This window comes from Rhodovulum steppense (genome assembly GCF_004339675.1).
Taxonomy (GTDB): Bacteria; Pseudomonadota; Alphaproteobacteria; order Rhodobacterales; family Rhodobacteraceae; genus Rhodovulum; species Rhodovulum steppense.
This window is the reverse complement of sequence record NZ_SLVM01000007.1, coordinates 28363-52557: the sequence shown is the minus strand read 5'-3', so window position 1 is coordinate 52557 and position 24195 is coordinate 28363. Positions and strand designations below refer to the sequence as shown.

Annotated in this window: 19 protein-coding genes and 2 pseudogenes; 9 read left to right on the top strand and 12 right to left on the bottom strand. The window is 65.8% G+C overall.

Annotation, left to right across the window (positions count from 1 at the left end):
* Positions 1-54: 54 nt before the first annotated feature.
* From EV216_RS06090 to EV216_RS18620, 3 genes are read right to left on the bottom strand one after another with little or no spacing between them, the layout of a single operon-like run.
* Entirely contained in the window at positions 55-3357 is a 3303-nt protein-coding gene (locus EV216_RS06090) for an error-prone DNA polymerase (protein ID WP_132694172.1), read from the bottom strand.
* Positions 3354-4775, bottom strand: a complete 1422-nt coding sequence (locus tag EV216_RS06085) for a Y-family DNA polymerase (RefSeq protein WP_481404350.1) — start codon at positions 4773-4775, stop codon at positions 3354-3356. The genes EV216_RS06090 and EV216_RS06085 overlap by 4 nt, the downstream gene beginning before the upstream one ends.
* Entirely contained in the window at positions 4693-5325 is a 633-nt protein-coding gene (locus tag EV216_RS18620) for a hypothetical protein (protein WP_243641990.1), read from the bottom strand. The genes EV216_RS06085 and EV216_RS18620 overlap by 83 nt, the downstream gene beginning before the upstream one ends.
* Positions 5326-5687: 362 nt before the next feature.
* On the opposite strand from EV216_RS18620, the gene EV216_RS06075 reads away from it, so the two are divergent.
* A complete protein-coding gene (locus EV216_RS06075) occupies positions 5688-6131 on the top strand; it encodes a thermonuclease family protein (protein WP_243641989.1) in 444 nt (147 codons plus the stop codon).
* Positions 6132-6451: 320 nt separating this feature from the next.
* Here the strand turns inward: EV216_RS06075 and EV216_RS06070 are convergent, their stop codons facing one another.
* From EV216_RS06070 to EV216_RS06060, 3 genes are read right to left on the bottom strand one after another with little or no spacing between them, the layout of a single operon-like run.
* Entirely contained in the window at positions 6452-8434 is a 1983-nt protein-coding gene (locus EV216_RS06070; RefSeq protein WP_132694170.1) for a type IV secretory system conjugative DNA transfer family protein, read from the bottom strand.
* A complete protein-coding gene (locus EV216_RS06065; RefSeq protein WP_132694169.1) occupies positions 8427-10778 on the bottom strand; it encodes a relaxase/mobilization nuclease domain-containing protein in 2352 nt (783 codons plus the stop codon). The genes EV216_RS06070 and EV216_RS06065 overlap by 8 nt, the downstream gene beginning before the upstream one ends.
* The gene (locus EV216_RS06060) at positions 10765-11367 is read right to left on the bottom strand and encodes a helix-turn-helix domain-containing protein (protein WP_132694168.1); all 603 of its coding nucleotides are present in this window, start codon (positions 11365-11367) and stop codon (positions 10765-10767) included. Before EV216_RS06060 ends, EV216_RS06065 begins: the two co-directional genes overlap by 14 nt.
* A gap of 464 nt (positions 11368-11831) precedes the next feature.
* Here EV216_RS06060 and EV216_RS06055 point away from each other — a divergent pair, with 464 nt between their 5' ends.
* From EV216_RS06055 to EV216_RS06045, 4 genes and pseudogenes are all read left to right on the top strand, one after another.
* Positions 11832-12551 carry a ParA family protein gene (locus EV216_RS06055; RefSeq protein ID WP_132694167.1) on the top strand — a complete coding sequence of 240 codons (720 nt, stop codon included), beginning with the start codon at positions 11832-11834 and terminating at the stop codon, positions 12549-12551.
* Positions 12552-12795: 244 nt separating this feature from the next.
* Positions 12796-13224, top strand: coding sequence for a hypothetical protein (locus EV216_RS18615; protein ID WP_243641988.1), 429 nt, complete (start codon positions 12796-12798; stop codon positions 13222-13224).
* 139 nt (positions 13225-13363) lie between these two features.
* Positions 13364-13534, top strand: coding sequence for a hypothetical protein (locus EV216_RS18165; RefSeq protein WP_165899163.1), 171 nt, complete (start codon positions 13364-13366; stop codon positions 13532-13534).
* A 146-nt stretch (positions 13535-13680) separates the two neighbouring features.
* Positions 13681-13931: pseudogene (locus tag EV216_RS06045) on the top strand (DUF4172 domain-containing protein); the annotation flags it as partial.
* Here EV216_RS06045 and EV216_RS18920 read toward each other — a convergent pair.
* Positions 13922-15328, bottom strand: a pseudogene (locus EV216_RS18920) (strawberry notch-like NTP hydrolase domain-containing protein); the annotation flags it as partial. The pseudogenes EV216_RS06045 and EV216_RS18920 overlap by 10 nt on opposite strands.
* 162 nt (positions 15329-15490) lie before the next feature.
* Here EV216_RS18920 and EV216_RS06035 point away from each other — a divergent pair.
* Positions 15491-15787, top strand: coding sequence for a hypothetical protein (locus EV216_RS06035; protein ID WP_132694166.1), 297 nt, complete (start codon positions 15491-15493; stop codon positions 15785-15787).
* A gap of 116 nt (positions 15788-15903) precedes the next feature.
* Here EV216_RS06035 and EV216_RS06030 read toward each other — a convergent pair whose 3' ends face one another.
* The gene (locus EV216_RS06030) at positions 15904-16521 is read right to left on the bottom strand and encodes a GNAT family N-acetyltransferase (protein ID WP_132694165.1); all 618 of its coding nucleotides are present in this window, start codon (positions 16519-16521) and stop codon (positions 15904-15906) included.
* A complete protein-coding gene (locus tag EV216_RS06025) occupies positions 16522-16851 on the bottom strand; it encodes a type II toxin-antitoxin system TacA family antitoxin (RefSeq protein ID WP_243641986.1) in 330 nt (109 codons plus the stop codon). It abuts the gene before it with no gap.
* A 434-nt stretch (positions 16852-17285) separates the two neighbouring features.
* Here EV216_RS06025 and EV216_RS06015 point away from each other — a divergent pair, with 434 nt between their 5' ends.
* Positions 17286-17933: a hypothetical protein gene (locus tag EV216_RS06015; protein ID WP_132694164.1), complete on the top strand. Its 648-nt coding sequence runs from the start codon at positions 17286-17288 to the stop codon at positions 17931-17933.
* A 189-nt stretch (positions 17934-18122) separates the two neighbouring features.
* Here EV216_RS06015 and EV216_RS06010 read toward each other — a convergent pair whose 3' ends face one another.
* Positions 18123-18335, bottom strand: coding sequence for a hypothetical protein (locus tag EV216_RS06010; RefSeq protein WP_132694163.1), 213 nt, complete (start codon positions 18333-18335; stop codon positions 18123-18125).
* Between the two features lie 381 nt (positions 18336-18716).
* Between EV216_RS06010 and EV216_RS06005 the strand changes: the two genes are divergently transcribed.
* Positions 18717-18944, top strand: a complete 228-nt coding sequence (locus tag EV216_RS06005) for a hypothetical protein (protein ID WP_132694162.1) — start codon at positions 18717-18719, stop codon at positions 18942-18944.
* Positions 18945-19099: 155 nt separating this feature from the next.
* Positions 19100-19609 (top strand): hypothetical protein, encoded by a 510-nt coding sequence (locus EV216_RS06000; RefSeq protein ID WP_132694161.1) that lies wholly within the window; start codon positions 19100-19102, stop codon positions 19607-19609.
* On the opposite strand, the gene EV216_RS05995 is transcribed toward EV216_RS06000, so the two are convergent.
* Positions 19582-20199: a response regulator gene (locus tag EV216_RS05995; protein WP_132694160.1), complete on the bottom strand. Its 618-nt coding sequence runs from the start codon at positions 20197-20199 to the stop codon at positions 19582-19584. The genes EV216_RS06000 and EV216_RS05995 overlap by 28 nt on opposite strands.
* Positions 20171-24145: a PAS domain S-box protein gene (locus EV216_RS05990; RefSeq protein WP_132694159.1), complete on the bottom strand. Its 3975-nt coding sequence runs from the start codon at positions 24143-24145 to the stop codon at positions 20171-20173. The genes EV216_RS05995 and EV216_RS05990 overlap by 29 nt, the downstream gene beginning before the upstream one ends.
* Positions 24146-24195 lie beyond the last annotated feature (50 nt).

The window sequence follows — 24195 nt, the reverse complement described above, 5'->3', positions numbered from 1 at the left end:
CAGCGGCCGATTCCCGGCGCATCGGTCGACCGAAGGCCGGGGGCCCGACAGGCCCTAGTGAAAATCCCGGCTGGGAAAGAGGCGCCTGGCCTGGTCGCGCGGGTGGCGGGCCGAGGGGCGCAGGCTGCCGCCTGCGGGGCGGCGGGTCTCATCCGCGCGGCCGTCATTGGCGGGGATCGGCACCGGGTGGCCGAGGGTGGCAAGCCGCGGCGACAGATCCTCGACCCGTTCGGCGATGACATGCACCACCGGGCCGTCGCGTTCGATCCGGCCGGTGACGCGCAAGAGCCGCCCGGCGATCACGGCCTGGCGGAAGCGTTCGTAGACCCGCGTCCAGACCACCACATTCGCCACGCCGGTTTCGTCCTCGAGCGTGAGGAAGATCACGCCCGAGGCGGTGCCGGGCCGCTGGCGGGTGATGACAAGGCCGGTGACGGTGACGCGGCCGCTCGCCCCGGCCAGCCGGTCATGGGGCAGGCTGCCGACAAGCCGCGGGCGCAGCAGTTCCAGCGGATGGGCGCGCAACGAGAGCCGCAGCGACAGGTAATCCTCGATCACCTCCTGCCCCAGCGTCATCGCCGGCAGCACGAGCGCGGGCTCCGCGCCGCCCTCGCCATCCGCGCCGAACAGCGGCAGCGGCGCAGGCGCCCGCAACGCGCGCGCGGCCCAGAGCGCATCGCGGCGGGCAAGGCCCAGGGCGGCGAAGGCGTCGCCCTCGGCCAGCCGTTCCAGCGCCTCCGGCCCGACCCCCGCCCGGCGCCACAGGCTTTCGACATCCGGGTAGCCATTGCCGCGGGCGGCGGCGATCCAGGCGGCATCCTCGGCGCGCAGGCCCTTGATCTGGCGGAACCCCAGCCGCAATGCCAGCCCGCCATCGGCCCGCGGTTCCAGCGTGCAGTCCCAGTCGGAATGGTTGACAGAGACGGGCCGTACCTCGACCCCGTGCTCGCGCGCGTCGCGGACAAGCTGGGCGGGGGCGTAGAAACCCATCGGCTGGCTGTTCAGCAGGGCGCAGGTGAAGATCGCCGGGTGGTGGCATTTCAGCCAGGCCGAGACATAGACAAGGCGCGCAAAGCTGGCCGCGTGGCTTTCGGGGAACCCGTAGGAGCCGAAGCCCTCGATCTGGGCAAAGCAGCGTTCGGCGAAGCCCGCGTCATAGCCGCGCTCCAGCATCCCCGACACGAACCGGTCGCGGAAACCGCCGATGGTGCCCATCCGCTTGAAGGTGGCAAGGCTGCGGCGCAGCCGGTCGGCCTCGGCCGGTGTGAAGCCCGCGGCGACCACGGCGATCTGCATCGCCTGTTCCTGGAACAGCGGCACGCCATAGGTGCGGCCCAGCACCTCCATCATCGCGGGGCCCAGATCCTCGACCGGCTCGCGGCCCATGCGGCGGTTGAGGAAGGGATGCACCATGCCGCCCTGGATGGGCCCCGGGCGGACGATGGCGACCTCGCAGACCAGGTCGTAGAACTTGCGCGGCCGCATCCGGGGCAGGAAGTTCAACTGCGCCCGGCTTTCGACCTGGAACACACCCACGGCATCGGCCCGGCAGAGCATGTCATAGACCGCCCGGTCCTCGGGCGGGACATTGGCCAGCGTCAGGCGGCGCTTGCGGTGGATTTCCAGAAGCCCGAACGCCTTGCGGATCGCGGTCAGCATCCCCAGCGCAAGGATGTCCACCTTCATCAGCCCCAGCGCGTCGATATCGTCCTTGTCCCATTCGATGATGGTGCGATCCTCCATCGCGGCGTTCTCGATCGGGCACAACTCGTCCAGCCGACCCTGGGTGATGACGAAGCCGCCGACATGCTGGGAAAGGTGGCGGGGAAAGCCGATGATCTCGGCGATCAGGCGGGTGGCCAGCATCACGCGATGGTCGGCGGGATCGAGCCCGGCCTCGCGCAGCCGGTCCTCGCCCGGCGCGGTCGCGGACCAGCCCCAGATCTGGCCCGACAGCCGCGCGATCACGTCCTGGCTCAGCCCCATGACCTTGCCCACCTCGCGGATCGCGGCGCGGCTTCGGAAATGGATCACGGTGGCCGTCAGCCCGGCGCGTTCGCGGCTGTAGCGGTCATAGATCCACTGGATCACCTCCTCGCGCCGTTCGTGTTCGAAATCGACGTCGATATCGGGCGGCTCGCCGCGTTCCTTCGAGATGAACCGCTCGAAGATCAGGGTGATGGATTCGGGCGGCACCTCGGTGATGCCCAGCAGGTAGCAGACCACCGAATTGGCCGCCGAGCCGCGCCCCTGGCACAGGATCCCGCGGCTGCGGGCGAAGGCCACGATGTCGTGGACGGTCAGGAAATAGGGCGCATAGCCGACCTCGCGGATCAGGGTCAGTTCCTTGTCGACGCGGGCAATGATCTTCGGCGGCGGGCCTTCGGGATAGCGCCACGAAAGCCCCTCGCGCGTCAGCCGCTCCAGCCGGTCCTGCGCGGGTTCGCCGTTCAGCGCCTCGTCCGGGTATTGATAGCGCAGGTCATCCAGCCGGAAGGCGCAGGCATCGGCAATTTCCAGCGTGCGGCGGATCGCGGCGGGATAGCGGTGAAACAGCCGCGCCATCTCGGCCCCCGATTTCAGCCGCCTTTCGCCATTGGCAAGGCGCCGGGTGCCGATGCTGTCGATGGTGCAGCCCTCGCGCAGGCAGGTCAGCACATCGGCCAGCGGGCGGCGGGCGGCGCGATGCATCAGCACCTCGCCCACCGCCACCATCGGCATCCCGGTCGCCTGCGCCATCCCCGCAAGCCGGTCAAGCCGGACCTGGTCGCGCCCGTCATATTGCGGCGCCGCCCCCAGAAAGCAGCGCCCCGGAAAGCGGCGCGCAAGGCGGCGCAGGTCCGGAGGGGTGGCGTGCTCCATCGGGTCGGGGGGCAGCGCGATCAGGATCAGCCCCTCGCCCCATTCCTCGAGATCGGCGCGGGTCAGGTGGCATTGACCCTTGGCCGCCCGCCGCTTGCCGAGCGACAGCATCCGCGTCAGCCGCGACCAGGCGGCAGCATCGGTGGGCAGCGCCAGCCACTCCACCGGGCTGTCGGCCAGCACCAGCCGCGCCCCCACGATCAGCTTCGGCAGCATCGCGGCCCGGGCGATGGCCGCGCTGCCCGCAGCGACGCTCTGTCGGCTGGAATGGTCCATCACCCGCTGCGAGCGGATCGCGGGGCCTTCATCCGCCAGCCGCGCCAGTTCCTTCAGCGCCGAGAACGCCCGCACCACCCCCGCGACCGAATTGCGGTCGGTGATCGCGATGGCATCCAGCCCCAGTTCGGCGGCGCGCACCACCAGTTCCTCGGGATGCGAGGCGCCGGTCAGGAAGGTGAAATTGGTGGTGACGCACAGCTCGGCATAGCGGGTCATGCGAATTCCCCCTGCACCTGCCAGCCGGGCGCCAGCGGGGTATGAAACAGCCACAGCCGCGGGCCCTGTTTCGTCTCGATCCGCCAGTAATCGCGCAGCCCCGTGCGCCAGGCCGGATCGTCCAGCCACCATTCCGGTGCAATGCGTTCGGGGCCGATGGCGCGCAGCGTGGCGAACTCCATCCGCCGCCATCGAAACCGCGCGGGCGGGTGGCCGGAAACCGCACTGACAGGCTCGGGCGGAAAGAGCGTGATCGGCCGGGCGGGACCGCGGCGCGGCGGTTCCGGGGCGGGGGCGCTATAGGCAGCAGGGGCGATCAGGAAACTGCGCTCGGGGATGCGGCTGTCGGCGGGCAGCAGGCGCAGCACCCGGTCAAAGCCGATCCGGTTGCCCAGCCGCGAGACCAGGTCGGCCAGCGCATCCTCGCCCCGCACCGCCGCGCCGCCACCGCCGATCTGCTCGGGCGCCAGCGGTTCGGTGACGGGCGCGCTCAGCCGCAGCGCGTCGATGCCGAAACCGGCGTCGATCTCCTGCACACCCTTGACGAACAGCGCCGCGATCCGGTCGGGGTCGCGCAGCGGGCGGGCCAGGCCGATCTCGACATGGGCAACGCCGCGATCCACCCGGCGCAGTTCCAGCCGCAGCCGCCGCGCGCCGCGCTGATGCAGGGCCAGCGTCCGGCAAAGCCGCTCGAGCAGGCGGCCCAGTCCCGCCATCACATCGGCCTGCAACCCGATCGGCTCGGGCAGGGTCATCCGCACCCCGAAATGCGGGGGATCGGGGGCCGCGGCCACCGGCTCGGGCTGATGGCCCAGGACCTGGTCCAGCCGCAGCACCAGCCCCGGCCCGAAGCGCCGGGCCAGCGGCGCCCGCGGCAGCGCGGTCAGATCGGCGATGCGGGTCAGCCCCACGCGCGCCAGCGCCTCGGCCGTCGCATGGTCGATGCGCAGCGCCGAGACCGGCAGCCGCCCGACCCCTTCGGACAGCGCGCCCTCGGCCAGGATCCCGCCGCCATGGCGCGCCAGCGCATGGGCCGCGCCGCGGCTGCCGGCGATGGCGCTGGCCGCCGTCAGCCCCGCGCGCTCCAGCCGGGCATGCAGGTCGGCGCGCAGCTCCTCCTCGCCGCCGAAAAGATGCGCAACGCCGGTGATGTCGGCGATCAGCCCGTCCGGCCCGTCGCTGGCCACCATCGGCGCATAGCGCCCCGCCCAGCGGCGCAGGCTGGCAAGCGCCGCCGCCTCGCGCGCCAGATCGGCGGGGCGGGTGGCCAGGTCGGGGCAGATCGCGCGGGCATCGGCCAGCGCCATGCCGCGGGCAAGCCCGCGCGCCTCGGCCTCAGGCGTCAGGCAGTGCAGATGGTCGGCATTGCCCGAGCGCAGGGTCAGCGCGAACGGCCCCGGGACGGGGCGGCGGCGCAGGCTCGTGTCGCTCGCCAGTCGCGGAAACCAGATCGAAAGCAGCCGACGTGCCATCCCAGTTCACAATCCAGCGTCCTACTGTTCCTCTTTTGTTCTTGATACGCGACCAGCACTGCAGAGTCGAGTCCGCCGCATCGCCCGCACGGGGCACACAGTGCCAGCGCGTCTCGGCGGCATTGCTGCCCGCGCCCTCGCGGATCAGGATCAGGCCCGTGGTCTGCCCGGCTTCGGCCGCCAGTTGAAACCGGCGGCCCGCGGTCAGCGACAGGGGCTTTTCCGGCTCGGCGATCACCAGGCCGACAGGGGCCGCGCGCAGCGATTCCTCGGTCGCCCACAGCAGGTCGGTCTCGCCCTGCGGCTGCAGCAGATGAAGGCGCGAGGCGATCCCCGGCGGCAGGCCGGGCGGCATCGGCATCTCGGGGGCATGGGCGGGCAGGATCCAGACCAGCGGCCCGGGATGGCGCGCGGCCTGGAACACCGCAAAGGCCCGGCGGCCCGACCCCTCGGCCTCGTGCATGCGGGCGGGACGAAGGGCAAGCGGATCCGGCATCGGTGTTCGCATTCCTGGCCCGTGATGACCGCTCGCCCTCCGGCAGCGGTTTCCCCCTTTGCTGCCCGGCCCCTTCGACGCCGATGGCCGACAAGCGGCCGGGCATGACGCGGCGGCGGACCGGGGTGGGGGCAAGGAAGAACAATAGAAGAACACTGGCGCACGGACAAGGGATTCGCCACCGGTGCATCGTGATGAAGGCAGGGTAGAGCTTTGTGCTCGCGAACAGATGCCGACTCTGCCGCATGATCGGATTGCTCTGTCATGGCAGATAGATCATCGATCTTGAGCGCTGGCCCCCGATATCCTATGAGAGCCGCCGGTCGGTTCCTGATCCTTGCAGACATGTTGAGGAGTGCTCAGTGTACCTGGTTATTCGTGCCACCTCGGCAATGCTTGCATTGGTCCTCCTCGTGACAACTGCCGAAGCGCAGAGAATCGAGGGGCGGCTGGTTCATGTGCGAGACGCGGACACCATCGAGATTGCCTCGTCACGTGGACGCATCGCGGTGCGCTTGAACGGTGTGGACAGCCCCGAACTCAAAGAGCTTGGCGGTCGCGCTGGAAAGGAATGGGTGGAGCGCACCTATCGGGGCAAGATGATGAGCTGTGTTCTCAACGGGCAGCGCAGCTATGATCGCTGGGTGGGGATCTGCCATGATCCGAATGGAAATGACATTGGCGCGGCGATAATCGCAGCGGGTCATGGGCGGGATTGCCCGCGCTACTCGGGCGGACGCTACCGCAAGTTCGAGACGAAGAAGTCACGCGACATTCCCCTGAAGCCCTATTGTCGCGCGCGTTGAAAACTCGACCAGACCGGATACGCGCCAGTATCGAACCGCGGACTCGGTATGGCAGGCATGTCAGGCGACGAACGACAACCGGACCGGACAGGCGGGACACAGCGATTGGGCGGCCCACGGCAATCGCCTGGCGTGGAAGAATTCGCCGGGACCATCGGCACAATCACGTGCTCCGGGCCGCGTTTGCGCTCACGATGCAAGCCTGAGCTCCCGCGCCACCCCGGGACGCGTTCTGACGGCCGTGCGGTTCCCAACCGGCATGACCGATCAGGGCACCTTCGGCGCAAGCGTGCCGACGTCCCGGATGCGTGCTGACCAGTTCAAGCATATTCCGCAATGATCGAGCGCGTGGTTTGAACGGCGGCGACGAGCCCTGCCTGGTCCGCGCCAGCTATGCCCAACCGGTCCAGATCGATCGTCAGTGGCGCCGGCTCCGAATTCACCGCGCCCGCCAGCGCGCGGGCCGCCCGCCCACGGGCACGCGAGGACCTCGTCGGTTCGAGTCGTGCGTCACCAGCCGTCGCCATGTCCGATCCCGCGGTGGCCCCCGCCTTCGGCATCACTGAACCCGACGCTTTCACGGCCATCAGCTCCCGCATCAGCCGCTCCACGGTCCCACGGGTTTCCGCAATCTGCCGATCTCGCCGCAGCCCGTCTTCATCCGGATACGGGAAAGTCCCGGCTTGACCGGCATGCAGTATCTTCAGCGCCGGGTCCTCGAAATACTTGATCCGCCGTGCCCGGATCGGCATCTGCGCGTCGATCACGAGGATCACCTCGTCCAGATCCATGCGGCGAGCCTGGTCCTCGGTCAGCAGCGGTGTGTCCTCGGTCCGCTCGGAAACGCTGCGCCCTTCGAACGGGTTGCGCCCGACGGCCCGGGATCGGGTCACCACGCGCTTGGTGGTCTTGCCGACAGCCTGGCTCAGCTCCTCGATGGTCTTCTGCTCGGACGGGGTGAGGTAGAGCTTCACGCCAGCACCGCCCTGAAGCGAGCGGCGGGTATTCTCGCCATAGATCTCGTCGAGCGCCGGGATGGTCTGGGTGACAATGGCGAGGTTGCCGCCGAATGACCGCAGCGTCTTGATGCTCTCGGCCACGATCGGCATTTTCCCGAGCCGGTCGAACTCGTCGAGCATGATCATCACGGGCCAGGGCTCATCCTCGCCGGGCTCCTGCGCCTGCAGCGAAGCGATCAGGTCGGAGAAGAACAGCCGGATCAGCGGGGCCAGGGGCCGGATCATCTCGGACTCGACCACGAGATAGATCGCATGCGGGCGGCGCCGGATGTCCCGGAAGGAGAAGTCGGAGGTCGCGGTCGCAGCGTCGATCGCGCGGTTGTCCCAGGTGTCGAGACCCGAGGTCATCAGGAGCGACAGGTAAGAGGTCAGGGTGTCGTTGTTGGTCGACGCCATGCGCTCGAAGATCAGCTTGGCGGACTTGTTCCTCACCTCCTGGGAGCGCTTGAGGTATTCCTTCTGCTTGTCGCCGCCGGAGGCGGTGATGCGGTAGATCTCGCCGATGGTGGGCACCCCGCGCTCGAAGGCCAGAAGGCCTGCCGCGACGAAGAGATCGATACCGCCTGCCAGGAGCCCGCTCAGCTTCTCGTTGTCGGTTTGCAGGAAGAGCTTGGCGGTGAGCTTCAGCTCCATCTGCTGCCGGTCGGGATTGGTCATGGCCGCGATGCGCGCCAGCGGGTTGTAGCGGTGCGTCGGGCGGTCCCAGTCGGTCGGGGCGAACCGGAAGACCTTGTCGCCCATGCTGGCGCGGAAGCGCGCGGTCTCGCGGAAGTTCTCGCCCTTCACGTCGAGCACCACGGCCGAGCCCTTGTAGGTGAGCAGGTTCGGGATCACGAAACCAACGCCCTTGCCCCGGCCCGTCGGGGCCACGATCAGCGCATGCGGAAAGGTCTTGGAGACGAGGAAGGGACGCTTCGATTTCGGGGGGCCGAGCTTGCCCAGAAGGAAGCCGCCGCCCGGCTTGGCGAAGAACCCGTTGCGCTTCATCTCGCCCCGGGTCTGCCAATGCGTCGTGCCGAACCGGGTCAGCGCCTCGCCCAGAAGCGTGATGCCGAGCAGGAACGCCGCCAGACCGCTTACCCCGAGGATCAGGTTCACCCAGAGGAAATCCCGCGGGGCGTTGGCCCCCAGCGCGTTGTATTCCCGCGCAAGCAGCGTGAAATCGATCCGCTCGGTCGAGAGCCCGTAGCGCAGGGTCAGGTAGCCCGTTGCCACGACATAGCCGATGGCAAGACCGATCAGCGTCAGGCTGAGGATCCCGCCCGCGATCCTGCCCTTATCCATGGGTGATCCCCTTCTCGCCATGCGCCGCGGCGTGACGCGCGCGCTGCGCCTCGATCTGTTCCTCGGCCAGGGCGTCCAGCACCCGCTCCATGGCAGGGCCGTGCGCGGTAACCTCACTGCTTTCGAGATAGGCCTTGGCGAGTTCCAACTGGCGCAGCGGATGCTCGGTGAACTTCTCCAGCACATCGGCATGGCCAGCACGCAGGGCGGTGACCGCGTTCGGGGACAGGTTGCGGTCGATCTGCGCGACCAGGCGCTGCCCGGCCGTCTCGGTGAGCGGCTCCATATCCCCGGCCTCGGCCCGCTGCAGGAACGTCAGCACATCTGGGGCAGTCTCGGCCATAAAGCGCCGTTCGGCATAATCCTGCCGGGCCTTGTCCTCGATGTCGAAGCTCCGCTCGCTGATATAGGCGCGTGAGGCGCCCATGGCGCGCAGCTGGTTGATCTCTTTCTGCACAGCTGCCCCGAACTCGTCATCCGGCATCTCGGCGCGGTAGCGGGCGACGGTGCGGTCATCTTCGGTGATCGGACCGAGATGTTGCGTAGGATCGCGCAGAGCCAGGTCCATATCGCCCGCGTGGAGCCTGCGGTCCTTCTCCTCGACAGCGAACTCCTGCGGCTTGCGGCTGTCGGTGATCTTGTCCCAGGCCATCGAGGCCAGTTCGGCATGGTCGGGCGATCGCTGGGCATAGGCGTTGAAAGCGGCACGGGCCTCTTCCACCTCGATTGCCCCTGCCCGGCGGACCGAGGGATCATCCGAGAATGGGTAGTTGAAATCCGTCCGGCGGAACTGAGCGACCAGCTGCTGGAAGTCCTGCCGCTCGGACGGCGCAAAGACGTCCGGGCGCTCGGCAGCGAGATCACGCTCGGGCAACGTCAGACGCTCGGCCAGTGAGACCTCGGCATCCTCCGCCTCATCGACATCGTCCACCGCCCGCAAGATGCGCGCATCGGTCAGGGTATCGCCCAGACGGACATGGACGGCTTCCAGCCGATCCAGCGCCTCCTCGCGGTCCTCGCCCTTCTCCAGATCGAGATCGCCCGCCTTGGCGATGGCGCGTAGATCCTGCGCCAGCCATTGCCGTTCGAGCGCGGCATTGCCGGCTCCTTCGCGCATGCGGGCTGCAACTGCCTCGGGATCGATGCCCGTGCCCTGGAGCGCCTCGGTGAGGCGTGCCTTAACCGCATCGTAGTCAAGGCGCCCGATCTGATCCTCGCGCATGTTGGCCCGCGCGTAGACGCCGTCGCGGGAGGGCGCATCAAGCAGAGCGGCCGAGCGGTCCCCGAGCGGATTGAGATGCGCAACGGAGGCCAGCACATCGGTAAGCTTGCGCTCGATCTCCGGCCGCTCCGCCGCAGGCGCTCGGTCAATCGCCGCCTCGATCTGACGGATGTTCTGGGAAAACTCGGTGATCAGCGTGTCAAACGCTGTTTCGTCTTTGGACATGTAGATGGCTCCGTCAGATTGAATCTGACCGCCACTGGCAAGGATGGTGCTGGCCCGCTCAAGCGCCTCGGCCACGTCATCGAAGTTCGACCGGGATGCCTCGACAGCCAGCCCCCGATAGGTCAGCGCATTGCGCGCCACCGTCTCCAGGGCTGCGGCCAGGTCAGCCCCGGTGCGCTGGCGCTCGACTGGCGGCCGGCCTTCGTCACGGGCCTTGTAGACCTCATCGATCTCGGCGCGGTAGGTCGTGACCCCCCGGTCAAGACGCCGTGTCGCCTCAAGCCGGATCCCGTGGAGCTGCGCCGCCTCGACCATCGCCGCCCGGAAGGCGTCGTAGTTGAAGTGGTGATCCTTCCCGAGAAAGAACATTTCGCCATCCTTGCTGCGGCGGTTCAGAACGATATGCGCATGTGGATGCGCGCGATCTTGGTGTATTGCAGCAATATAGTCGAATTGCGACCCCTCCCCTTGAAAGAACTTCTCACAGATCGTCTCTGTGATCGCGCGCACCTCATCGCCTGTGGTTCCGACCGGAAAGGCCATCAGCAGATGCGAGGTATGACCGAGCTTGGGGCTGTGCCGCTCGCCCCACTGGTTCTCGAAGCGCCGCACAACCCGATCGATCTCGGCCTCGGTGAGGGTCTTCTTGCCATCATGGGTGCCGCGGCTGTCGAGGATGTGGCTCGACTTGGTCGTCAGATAGGTGAGCTGGGCCTTGAGCTGCGCGCCGGTATGGCAGCCGCCCTTGGAGATCGGCTTGAAGATGGCCGGCGTATAGCCGCGCGCCGCCCGGACCATCTGCGCGCCCCTGGCAAGCCCCTGCCAGCTGCCCGAGACCCGGCTCCAGTCGCGATCGAAGATGGCGGGGCTGATGCCGCGCGTCTCACTCCGCGCCATTCCCGGCCACCTGTTCCGTTTCCTGCCGCGCCAGACCGGCGAGGGCCTTGGTGACCTCGAGGTCCAGTTCGCGGCGGCGCGCGCGGAACATCTCCTGGATCTGATCGGCCAGGTCGAAGACGAGCACCGCGAGATCGCGGATCTCGGCATGGCTTGCGGGGGTATATGGCAGCCGCTCGCCCTTGAGCTTTGCCTCGTTCAGGCGGCGCGCAACCTGGTTCACGTTGTTGCCGACCCGGTTCAGCGCCGCGCTCATCCCCCTCAGCTCATCCGTCATACCCTCATCAGGGCGCAGGAGATCGTCCGCGGCCAGCATCAGGCACCGCATTGCGTCTGACCGGTGGGCAATGCCGCGCCGGGCGAGAGCCGCATCGAAGCCGCAAAGGTCGCGCTCGGTGACCCGCATGGTCAACACGCGGGTGCGGCTGTCGTTGGCCGAGACAGCGGCACGGCCCCGGCTCAGCACGTTGTAGACGGTCTTGGGCGAGACCTTCAGCGCCGCACTGATCGCACTGACCGAGACGCCTTTCGCCCGCTCCCGGACGATCTGACGGCGCTCCTGATCGGTCAGTCTGCGACTGGTGCCCATGTGAAGTATACGTTCCTATTTCTTGCCAGTTTCGTACAAGCCCGCCTTCTCCCAGCGCAAGCGGAGAAGGCACCAAGGGCTTGTACTCAATGTAGAAAATCGGCCCACGGGGCCGATTTCACGTCTTCCGCCAAATGCATCGCGCCTTGCGCTCTCTGCGTCGCGCCGCGCGTCCTCTGCACCGCGTCGTGCGCTCTTTGCGCCGCGCATCGCGTCCCTTGCAGCGCGTCTTCTGCGTCCCGCATCGCGCTGTCCGCTGCGCGTCCCCCGTCTTGTGCATCGCGTCTACTGCATCGCGCCCTCCGCGCGCCGCGGAATGTCTTGCGCTGGGTGCGTCACGTCCTCTGCGCTCGCGCTCCGACGGCCCGCACCGTGTCTTCTGCTTGACGCGCGCCAATCAACCGTATAGCGCCGCTTGTGTTGTTTTGCCCGCCTCCACCATCCTCGCCGAAAGCCCGCGCCCCATGCCGAACGACAATCTCGTGGTCATCGCCGCAATGGCTCGGAAAGGGGGGAGTGGCAAAACCACGCTCTCGCGCGCCTTGATCAGCGCCGCCGTGGCTGCCGGGCGCCGGGTCCTTCTGATCGATACAGACAGCACCGCGGTGCTCGGCGCATGGCACAGGCGGGCCGATTCGGCAGGTCTGGGATCACCTCTCCTGCGCTCGGTATCGGTCGATACCGTCGGGGCTGTGGATCACTGGATCGAGCAGGCCTATGCGGCGGACGCGGCAGATTTCATCTTCATCGACACCGCGGGCGTCGGTGCCGAATGGTCGGACGGGATCGCAGTCCTCGCCGATCACATCGTCACGCCGGTCATGCTCTCCACCTCGGATCTCGATGTCGGCGCGCAGACCGCTGACTGGTTCGAGAAGCTGCGCTCTCGTGTCGACGATCCGGCGAGCCTGCCGCGCCACCACGTTGTCCTGAACATGGTCGACCAGAAAACCACCCGTGCGGATGCGGCCCTGATCGAGGCGGCGATTGCCCGGTTCCCGGTCATCGAGACCGTCATGATGCGGCGCAACGTCTACAAGGAGATGGACGAGAAAGGGCTTCTGCATGCGGTGGCCCTGCAGAAGCAGGCCGATCCCAACCCCCTGATGCGCCCGCATGTGCGCCATGTGGTCGAAGCCCTGGAAGAGGCGACCGACATCCTCAATGACATCCTGGCCGTGTGAGGTCAGAGCGTTGCGGAAGAGGATCCCCACCATCACCCGACCTGACCCGACCTATGCAGCCGCGCTGAGGCCAGAGGGGCAAGAAGTCCCGGGAAGGGAAGAAGGGCGGGCAGGATGCCACACCGGTGCGGAGATCGCGGCGGCGCTGAATCCTGAGGGGCCGGTCCCGCCGGTCCTGATCACGCCCGGCAGCACATCTGGTCGTTCGGCAACCGTCCCAGCCGGGGATTTGTCGCCACTGCCCATGATGCCGCCGCCTGCGCGGCGCACGGCCACCACGCGAAAGATCGACATCCGGGTGAATGCACTCGCCCGGCAGGAGGCAGAACTCCTCGCCTGCGGGGTCGCCCCTGCCCAGGTCATCCGGGCCTCCCTGCGCCGCGCGGTCAGGAACTGGCAGGTCGGACCGGAGTTCGTACCGCCGTCGACCGAACCGCGCAGCCGGAATACGGCATGGCGCGCGCGCACCTCCCTCGCTGTCGATCATGAGGCGCTGGCCGCTCTCCTGCGCGCCCATGATCCGCTCGACGTGTTGAGCAAATGGACTCTCATCCGTGGCCAGGTCGAGCCCCGTGTCTGGGCCGAGATCGACGCTCTGCTCGTCCAGATCAGGGCAGATGCCGCACTGCAGCAAGAAGCCGGGCTGCCGGAAACACCCTGTCCAAAAAGATAAGTTGCACTTGGCGCGGGAATTCCCTGCGCAGCGCTCCGGTTGATCTTGCAGCTGCAGAATCCTGCCGTTAACACGACCGGCGAGTATTCATTGACCTCCATGTTCACCAGTTTCGATGTCCAGGTAAGAGGAGCGCATCATGTCCCCGAACACCCGCCTGACCGGCGAACCCATCTTGCGGATTCTCTGCCAGAAGACCGATACGCTCGTTGGCTATCTGTACCAGTGGAACAATGGCGATCTGCAACCCGCCTGGCTGAACGAAGCCATGACCGAGGTGCGCTACGAGCCGATGGTCAAGGCCGCCTGAACGCACAAGCATGCACGCAGGAAAGACGACCGAAGGCAGTTCAGGGTATCGGCACCACCGAAAGACGCCCGCCTGATGCATGGAATGATCTTCCATGCATCATGATCTTGCCGCATGATGAGTTATAGAAAGGGTCCCTATAGCTCATGCGCTGGAACTGGACGCACACCGACTGGCCGAGTTTCGCTATGACAGCGCCGCCGTCGAACCTCTAGAGCGGCGGTTCCTGTTGTCGTCTGGAGAGATACTGGGCGACGTCTTCCATGTGACCGGCGATGAGCGCGACCGCTTGCCCATCGAGCTTCTGAGTGAAGAGGCGATGCGAACGAGCGCCATCGAAGGCGAGGTGCTGGACCGGTCCAGTGTACAATCCTCCCTGCGCCGTCAGAGCGCCTTGCGGCGGCCCTGACACCAGTTGTCGAGCAGGATCCCAGCCGACTGGCAGCCCTTGCCCGCGCCGGTGCCATCGCCAAGGAAGAAGCCTCGACGGAAGCGGACGGCGTCCGCGGCATCGTCAGGCGCGGCCAAGACCATGGCGCCGGTATCATCCACGCACCATGATCCGGCGAGATACGCAGCATGCGCCTCGCCCGCGTAGATCACGGTCTCGAGCTGCGCGTCGGAGAGCAGACCGTCGCGCAGCACGCCGGCGGGGAGTTTAGGGCTGTAGGAGGGTTTCGGAGGCGAGACCGAGGCCATCGCCGCCGACTGCACCAGCTTGGTTGGGTGCGGGGCCGCGCCGGGGATGTCGATCGCTTGCAGGCGGATCGTCTCGTAGATCGCGTCGGAAAGGCGCGCAGGGCCGAGGTCGTCCACCGTCTCGCGCAGGGAATAGGCGAGGTCTTCGGCCTCCGGCGTGGCAACATGTGCTTCGGTCTTGGGCGACGCCGTTGCGCGCGGTTTCCCGGCTGGGGTGGCGGATGCACGGGCAGGAATTCCCGAGAAGGGGGACGTGGAACGGGATCGAGCGACATCGCCCGTATCCAATTCGAGGCGCGGGGGGGCCTCGGCCACGATCCGGGCGAGGAGCTGCGCCACATCGGGAGCCATGGGCTGGTTGAGATCAGCGGTTATCCCAGCCTTTTCGCAGCCTCGGCATTTGTCGAAGACCGAGATGCGCGTCTCGAAGCTGGTCCCATGCTTGGCGAAGGCGGCACCTGACACAGCGCCGGTGAAAACGAGATGCGCCGTCTCGGTCAGGCGTCCGAAGGTCTCGGCCCAGGCGGGTGCTTCCGGCGCGAAGCCGGCGCCAGTGACCGCGATCAGACGCCCGCCGGAGGCCAACCGGGCAAGGGCCGAGCGCAAATGCCGGGCCGTCGCCTCGCTCGTCCAGCCATCGACATTGGCCACCGCCGAAAACGGCGGGTTCATCAGGATGACGCTCGGACGAAGTCCGACGTCGAGATGATCGTCGATCTGTGCGGCATCAAACTGCGTGACGAGGCGCCCTGGAAAAAGGAGACGCAGAAGGTCGGCGCGCGTGTCGGCCAACTCGTTCAGCGCGAGGCTGCCGCCCGCGATCTCGGCGAGGATCGCGAGAAGCCCGGTCCCGACCGAAGGCTCGAGGACCAGATCGCGCGGTGTGATCTGCGCGGCAGCGAGCGCCGCCAGCCCCATGGGCAGCGGCGTCGAAAACTGCTGGAAGCGCTCCATCTCAAACCGCAGACGCAGCGCGTCGATCTGGAAGCCCTTCGCCAGATCGAGCTGCAGCGCTTCCGCCACGGCAAGGATCGCATGCGCGGGATCAGCAGACGTAACAGCAACGGGAGGCGCAACGGGCGCAAGATAAGTCATCGGGAAACTCCAGAATGAGGGACAGGGACAGGCCCGGACACCCTCAGGCCTGATCTTCCCCCGCCCCGCTCTCCCTCTCGAACCGACGCGTCCCGGTCGCTTGGCCTGATTTGTTTCTGTTATGTTCTATATTCAGGGCCGAGCCGACAAGGGGGTTTCCCGATGGACAGCACCACGCACGCCTTGCCCGCGACGCCTAGGCAGATCGCTTATGCGCGCTCGCTTGCCCTGCGCAACCAGACCCTCCTGCCTTGGGAAGTTCAGCAGGACCGCCGGTCCCTGAGTGCCTGGATCGAGGCGCAGGCCCGGCTGCGCTCGGTATCCGACATGGACCGGCTACCGACCTCCAAGCAGGTGGCCTTCGCGGAGAAGGTCGCCCGGATCAAACGCCGCGCCGTCCCGGATGAATGCTTCCGCGACAAGGGGCTCATGTCCAAGTGGATCGACGGGAACAGGTGAGCACGGAACCAGCTGTTGACACCCCGTGCAGCCGTCCGGGGCTTTTGCCACACCACAATTTGGCCTACTGATTGTAGTTGCCAACTTATAGGTTTGCAGATTGGGCCTTCAGGACTTCAACCCCGGTCAAACTCCTGTCCGAGCCGCGCCAGATCCGCGAGCGCGGCGTCCTTTTTCTGCATGTCGTCCCCTTCAGCGATCAGCTTGCGAACGGTGCTGACGGACATGAACATTCTGAGCGGGTTCGAAGGCAATGGCTGGAATCCGTAGCCTTCGTAAAGCGCCTTGCGGCGCGCAACGCGCTCAGGATCGCCGCAGTCGAGCACATCGAGCATGACGATCGCGACGCCAATGGCGTCGGCCGCAACGGCAATGCGCCGCAGGGCGTCGACCAAGAGATCGCCGCCAAACCCGCCGCCGCTGAGCTTCCGATCCCGCCCGATCATGGAGATATAGGCGGCGGGAATGTTGCCATGCGAAGGCCGGGTCCGCGCAAACTTCGCAGGAAGATCCGTGTACTGGACCGCGTGCGCATTCAGCGCATAGAAGCCGATGACCGTGCCCTCAGGGTCCACCATCACATAGAGACGGACATTGTCCGCCTTGGCGAGCTTGTTCGCGGTCTTCTGGAAGTAGTTGTCGACTTGCTCGACGCCGCAAGAAAAAGCCGCCCGATCATGTCTATCCGGATCGAACGGCTCGATGGTGTAGGCGACCGGTTGTGACGCGGCCATTTACTTCGACACAACCGTGTCGCTGTGTCGACGGAAGGCCGCGCGCAGGGCGTCGGTCGGTGCCGCCGACGCATCAAGCGCTGCGAAGAACGCCTCATGATCGACCGGCTGCAGCTCTGTGCGTTCATGCGCAGCGATCGTTGCCAGCGCGGCCTGGTAGGCCGCATTCATCGTGAAGACAGAATCGTCGACGCCAGAAAGCGCCGCCGCCTGCTGAATCGCGGTCTTGATGCGCGGCTTCGTCCGGAAATTCATCCGGGCCTCATTGCGCTCGTCGATCGCGCGCGTGGTGTCGTGGAAACCGAGCATGGTCGCCTCCTGAAACGTCATCCAGCTATGTACGCCACGTCGACGTACATTTCAAGCGTGTGGTCAGGAAAGTTCTTCGAAGGTCACGCCTCATCCGAACCGCCGCCCTCCTTCCGTGAAGGTGTACTCGTTCACGATGATTCCTTCCTTGATCGCCTCGTCCGAAGTGAGGTGGTCGTATTCGGCCTCAACCTGGCGGTGGGCTGCGGTACATTCTTCGATGCAGAGAGGTCACCTGCATTCATCCCGCTGACAGTTTTCCTCGCCGCGCTGGCGCTCATACCGCCCGGGCACAGCCTCTGGCCGCGATCCGAACGGGTAGTGATGCGCCCCGTGGTGCCGTCCGCGATGCGACTGTTCCCGCGCCCCCTCCATCGTCGTGAAAGCTGTCCAGCCAGTGGGGACCTATCGTGGAGATGCGAAACGGGTGGGGGCTCGTTTCAAGGGCGACGACCATGAACTCGAAGGACATCCACCAAGGGGCGTGCGGTCACGATGCCTCCGTCACATCCCATCGCAACGCCGCGAACAGGGCGAAGGCCCCCGAATTCCGACCGGCCGGTGACGCCCAGGACCAGATCGCGATCCGGGATGCCGTCCCGCCGAGACCTACCCCCAGCCGCGTGATGCTCGCCGCGGCAAGAGTCACGACCGCTGGCGTGGAAGCTCGTGTCCTGGCCGGGTGCAGCGTGCTTTACCAGGATCTCGACCTCGCACTTGCCGATCTGCGAGCGGATAGTCGCAAGGCCGGGCGGGTCTGGGGTTTTCTGGCCGTCCAGATCGACGATTTCGGGGGCATCACCGGCTGCATCCGACCGTTGCTGCGGTTTCGCCACCTTTGTCCATCGGTTCCGTTGATCCTCCTGAGCGACTGCACCTCGAGGGACGATCTGTCATGCGACCGGCTGGCACTTTGCGACGTGACGCTGAAATCTCCCGTCAACGCCGCGTCATGGCGCCACGCACTCGCCGTGGCCCGAAAGAACAATCGGACCTGGCAGTCGCGGCTTGACGAGCGGGCCAAACAAGGACGGCGCGCACGGGACCGATCAGCGGCCCCGTCCGGATCGGGCGCAGGGATGTTCACCCTCCACCGGGAATGACCGTTCTGCGCGGCAGGAAGATGGGAGCAGCACGCGGGCGATCATGGGTCGTGAAGGCCGCATCGGGCCGGGCTGCGTTGCTTCCGCAGCCCGGCCCGATCGCGGTGCCCCTTGCGATCCGCCCGACTCGCGGCCTTGCTTCATGCCCCCTCACGTTGCCGAGGATCCGAATCAGAATGGCCACCGGGATCAGGGTTTGACCAGATGAAGGCGGCGGGCCGTACGCGGTGCAGAAGCGGCTGCCTGTGCCGACGAAGTCGGCGGCGTCCTCAGCAATGGCGCGATCTCCTCGATCGCCGCGGCCAGTCTGCGCGAAACGTCGTCCAGCCCTTCGTTCTCACAAAACCCATTGAGGTCTATCAGGACGTCTACGACCCAGTCGTATTCCTTCTTCTTCGTCATCACGTTTCCTCCTTGTTTGGCCCTTTTATCCCAAAATTAACAGACGAGCGGACGCCCATCGCCTGTGCAAGGCGGTATTCGGAACACCCCTTCGTGTGCGTAGCGATCCGAAAGGGTACCGCGCACCCCGAAAACCCCCTTCATTATCCGCTCTAATAGTGCCGGGGTCTTGCCTCCACTCCGATATCCGAGCCCGGGTCGCTATCCGCCCATATCGCCACGGTCTTCCCAAGGGTCGATCGCTATCCCCATGCAGCGGTCACAATCCTTTTGCGTCCTCCCATTGCAAACGTTCTGCGGTGAAGCTGATGCTAGGAATGAAAGGCCGTCGCCCGGGTGTCAGGACAATGGTCTGAACAATCAAGGCAGCGAGGCCGCGACATGAAACAGGCAATCGAATTCGGGACTATCGACCGCAAGACGGTCGGGGAGCCGATGCATCCCGGCCTTGCGCAAGCCGAGCACTTCGAGTCCTGGGAGCGGGCCCAAGCCGAGGCATATGAAACGGCGGAGCCCGAGGAACGCATGCCTTCGGGCTGGTGGCTGATGCCGGTGGCCGGTCTCGGGCTTCTGTTCTGGGTGGCGTTGGGCTGGATGGTGTTCGGCTAGGCGCCTGCCTACGGAATTGTCGCTCGAGCGGCCGTTCGCCGCTTCGGGATCAGGACCGCCCTGATTGCAAGCGACCTGCAGCACCAATCGTCCCATGAGAAAGGTCTCGATCTGCCATGTCTACACGGTTTCACCTCGACAAAAGCAAACCCGTCATGATCATCCAGAACGGGTGGGACGATTTCCGCGAGTACTGCGACTGGATGGAAAAGCAACGCCTGCCGATGGCCATCCAGGATGATCTGCCAAGCGCCCTGGACGAGGTAACCAGAGCGCCGAGGGCCTGGAACCAACTGATCATCCGAATGGACAGGCTGGGCACACACAAGGATCTGGTTCCACAGATCATCGCGTTTCGCGAAAAAGTGCCATCCGTCCCGGTCATTGTCACGACCAGAACGGCGCCGCGGAACTGTTTCGCTCTTGAAAACCTCTATGTCTGCGACGTCCTGTTGCATGAGCCATCCGACATGAATTCCTTCGAATTCGCGCTCGCGGTGGCCCCCATCAACAACGAGGTCTGGAAACGCCGCCAAAGCATCGAGACGGCATCACGCAAAGTCGACCCCAGCCGGGCCGACAACATTGTCCCGCTGACCCGCCGTCCGGCAGCGCAAACGTCCGCGGGCGGCTGGCGTCAGGAAAAGCCGAACTCCTTTGCGTAAAGAGCGGCCTGGGTGCGGTTTCGAACGCCGATCTTGCGGAAAAGCGTCTTGACGTAGAGCTTCACCGTAGGCTCCTGGACATTCATGTCCCGGGCGATTTCCTTGTTCGTCTTACCTGCGCAAAGCCCGCGCAACACCTCCACCTCCCGCGGGAGCAACTGGCTGGAGGCGGGCAGGGAAGTCGTCTCATCCTTCGCCCGCCGAAGAAATTGCACCGGCACATATATTTCTCCGGCCGCCATGAAACGGACGGCGTTGGCCAGCGTCTTTGCGGGAAGTGCCTTTGGCAGAAAACCCGACGCACCCAGCGCTAGGACTCTGTCGGCCACATCCGGCGATGCGACGCCCGAGATGATCGCCACCTTCACGTCGTTCCCCGCATCCAGCGTACTCTTCAATCCTTCGAGGCCATTCATGCCGGGCATGCTGTAATCGAGCAGAACCAGATCGAACGGGCCCCTTGTCTCGATCGCGCGAAGGGCCGAGGGCAGGTCGCTCTCGAATTCGACTTCGATCGCCTCCTCGCGTGCGAGGAACAATCTCAGTGTATCACGCAAGAGTTCATGGTCGTCGGCGATGAGCAGTCTCATTTTTTTCCTCTTTTTTCAGTCGCTGTGCGATTGCCGCCTCGGCGGCGTGGACAAGTTCATTGCGGGACACCGGCTTCTTCAGTGCCGCCGCGAATTCGCGAGGCCCGCGCCACCCGCACCGCACACGCCAGTCCGGGATTGCCGTGAGCAGAAGCGCGGGCAGGCCGGGATCGAGCGCGTGCACCTGCCGGGCAAGCTCTGCCCCGTTCATCGTCGGCATGTTGAAATCGGTCACAAGCAGATCCCAGGCGCCCGGGTCCCCGCGCACCGCCGCGAGCAGATCCGCGGGGTCTGTACTGGCTGCGACTTCAGCACCGGCTTCTTCGAGGAAGCTGGCAAGAACCCTGAGAATCAGGTCATTGTCGTCAATCACCAGGATCGTGGCACCATCCAGCCGTCCCGTGGGATCACCCAGGCTGTTGAGCGGTCCCACCTCGGCGAGCGGAACGCGCATGACCGGCCAGAAGACATCGAAGCGTGACCCCGAACCCGGCACGGTATCCATGCGGATTGCGCCCCCGTTCTGCGTCACCACCCGCGCAACGATTGGCAACCCGAGCCCGGTACCCTTCTCACCCTTCGTGGTAAAGTTCTCCCGGAAGATCCTGGCCGAGATCTCCGCGTTCATGCCGGGCCCGGTATCGGCGACCGCCAGGCGGAAATAGTCTCTCTCCGGCTCAAGCGTGCCGATCGTCGTCGGCCGATCCAGGTCGGACCTGTCGGCTCTTGTCAGCGTGACCTCTATGAAGTCATGCGCGTTGCGATCCGGTTTGTCCCTGATGGCATCGCTGGCATTCAGGACCAGGTTCAGTGCGACCTGAGTGACGTCCGTGGGGTCGCCCTCGATCTCGAACGGGTCGGGTGGCAGGGTCAGCTTCAGTTCCGTGTCTTGCAGCCTGTCCGCCCGCATGAGGTCGATCGAACTCCACACCTGCTCGCGCATGTCGAAGGTCTGAACGCTGTTCTTGCGCCGACCAAGGTCCGACAGCCTGCCGATCAGCGACGTCGCCTCCTGCACGGCGGCCTGCAACCGCTCGACATTGCCGCAATCCTCGTGCTTCGACGACAGCAAGGAGATCGTTCCCGAGATCGCGGCAAGAATGTTGTTGAAATCATGCGCGATACCGGAAGCGAGTTGTCCGATCACCTCGCGACGCTGCGCCAGCTGCAATTCTTCCCGAAGCCGCGCCTGTTCGGTGATGGCCTGTTTCATCGAGGTCACATCGCGGACGATGGCCAGCGCCCTCCCGTCCCCGCGGCCGCTCACGGACAGATAGGCCCAGAATTCGGTTCCACCCATGCGGCGCAGCAGGAGTTCGCCCAGCCAGTTCCCGTCCTGGCTAAGCTTCTTCTGCAACGCAAAGGTGTCCGCGGGAGGCACTGCCTTCGCGACCAGATCCCACCAGAAGACGTCGCGGATATTCAACCCGGACCCGATGCCGAACATGTCCCGAAACGCCTTGTTCATGTAGAGAAAACGCCCGTCCTCGGACGTGATGGAAATGCCGTCCTGCGACGCTTCCAGTGCCGCAAGGCGTTCGGCATCGGCCTCTTCGGCGAGCCGCTTGAACTCGGTCACATCGACGCGCAGCCCGACGCTGCTGCCATCCGGCAGGCGGCGCTCCACCACACGCAGCCAACGCCCGTCCGAAGTCAGTTGCTCGCTGTCGTTCTCGTCCAGGCGGTGACGTCGCAGCCGTTCGGCAAGCCAGTCCTGTTCCTGGCCGACCGCCTCTGCGTATTCGCCGTGCTCCAGCCCGTAGCGCAGGATCTCCTCGAATGAGGCGCCGGGCAGGATGGCGGGGACGGTTTTCGGATAGTATTGTCGGTAGCGCTCGTTGCAGAGCACCAGGCGATCATCCGGATCGTAAAAGACAAAGGCATCGGGCAGCGCCTCGACCGCGGCATAGATCCTCTGCCGCGAATTGAGCGCCTGCAGTGCCTGTTCTGCCAGCATGTCTTCGAACAGCTTGCGCTCGGTGATGTCGGTCTGCACCACTAGGAAGCCTTCGTGTCGGCCGGTTCCGTCGAACAGAGGCTGCTCGTTCGTCTCGACCCAGTAGCGTTCCCCGTTCCTGGCATAGTTGATCAACTCCATCGAAACGCGCTCACGCCGGGCCGCAGCCTGCGCCAGCCGCTCCACGACCAGCGGGTCGGTCTCGGGTCCATGCAGAAAGGTTGCGGGTATCCTGCCCTGCACCTCGACTAGGGTATAACCCGATCGCTTCTGAAAGGCGGGGTTGACCCAGGTGATCCGCCCCGCCGAATCCTTCAGGATGACGAGGTTCGTCATCGTCTCGGCAATCCGGCTGAGCCGCTTGAGTTGCGCCTTGTTGCGGACCTGTTCGGTCACATCGCGCGCCACCAGGACGAAAGGCGGCCCGGCCGTGTCGGCCTCGGGCGCGCGTCTTCTGACCGCGATGCTCCTGAACACCGCGCCCTGCGGGGTCACGATACGGGCTTCGGGTTCGTTGGCGCGGCCCGACCTCGCCGCTTCCGTCAGGACGCGCCTTATGAGCGTGGCGGTCGCCTCGGGCAGAGCTTCTTCCGATGTCAGGCCGATGAGCGTCTCGGCCGGACAGCAAAGGAAATCCGGATCACTGCCATGGACCCCTGTAAACCGGCCGGCGCTGTCGAATTCGACAACGATATCGGGAACCGCATCCAGCGTCGCCCGCAACCTGTTGCGTTCGTCCTGCAGCCGTCGCTGCGCCTGACGCATCTGGTCGGCGGCGGCGCTGGTGCGCAACATGCAACCGACACCGTTCGCGATCATCGAGAGCAGAGAGATCTCGCCGGGCAGGAACTCGTGATGGGCATGCACCACATCGATCCCGATGAAGCCGGCCAGAATTCCCCCCTGGATGATCGGCATCGCCAGCAGCGACTTGATCTCCTGCATCATCAGAATGGACTTTTCCGGGGAGTAGTCAGGCATTCCCGGAACGTCGGGTATATGGATCGCCTCGTTCCGTCCGAAGGCCTCGATCCAGTGCGGCGCGATCTCGTCGATGGAAATGCCCTGCAACTCGGCGATCATCGGCGCGACGCCGTCGGCGCACCATTCATGGGTGTTGTCGACATAATGGTCGTCACGAGTCAGGAACACATAGACCCGGTCCGCCGTGCATTGCCACCCGACCGCGGCCAGCGCCCGGTCGATGGCCGTGTCGACCTCGTCCACGCCCGAGCGCAACAGGTCCTGCAAGGCATCGCTAACCTTGTGCTGCGCCCCGGTCAGACGCGCATACTTGTCCGTCTCGAAGAAAAGTGGCCCGCCAGGGGACGCGAAGTGGTCGGCAGGCGTCAAAGTCTTGCACCTGGCCCCGTTGGTGGCAATCCGTCCAAGCATCCCCAGAAACGCCTGTTGACCGAGCGAGAAGGCGCCCGCTTGCCGCGACAGGCCGACCAGCGCACCGGGCATCCCGGACGAGCCCGTGAGCGGGGCGGCGACAAGGGATTGGTATTCCGCGAATTCGGGGGGCAGCCTCGCCTCGATGCCCTCGGCCGACAGGTCCAGAACAACCGGATGGCCAGCCAGCGCCTCGGGAAGCGCGATGATCCGATCGACGAGTCCGGGCGCCGTCGAACAGCGGACCCGCACGCCATCGCGCGTGCCATCCAGCGCCTGAACGGCAAGCGCGACATCCGAGTCCAGCCCCAACATGGCGGCCGAAACAAGAGTTTCCAGGTCCGGTTCGCTCTCGCCGTCGGCGCCGTCGGGCGGGGTTACCCTCACAGCCTCCATCATCGCGGCACCGTCGGGAAGGCGCCGTGCACGCGCGCCATCGCTCGCAAGACAGACCCTGCGGGGACGCCGTCCGGCGAAACCATCCTCCGGATGGGCCGCCGTTTTCTCATTACTGGACTGCTCATGCACGACTGGCCGATCATTTTGTTCTTGGGCGTCGACTTCCCTCAATTGAGGGTGTGTCGTGCCGCCCATCAACCCGGCAGATGCCGTCCCTACCCCATTGAGCCATCAGCTATACTCAA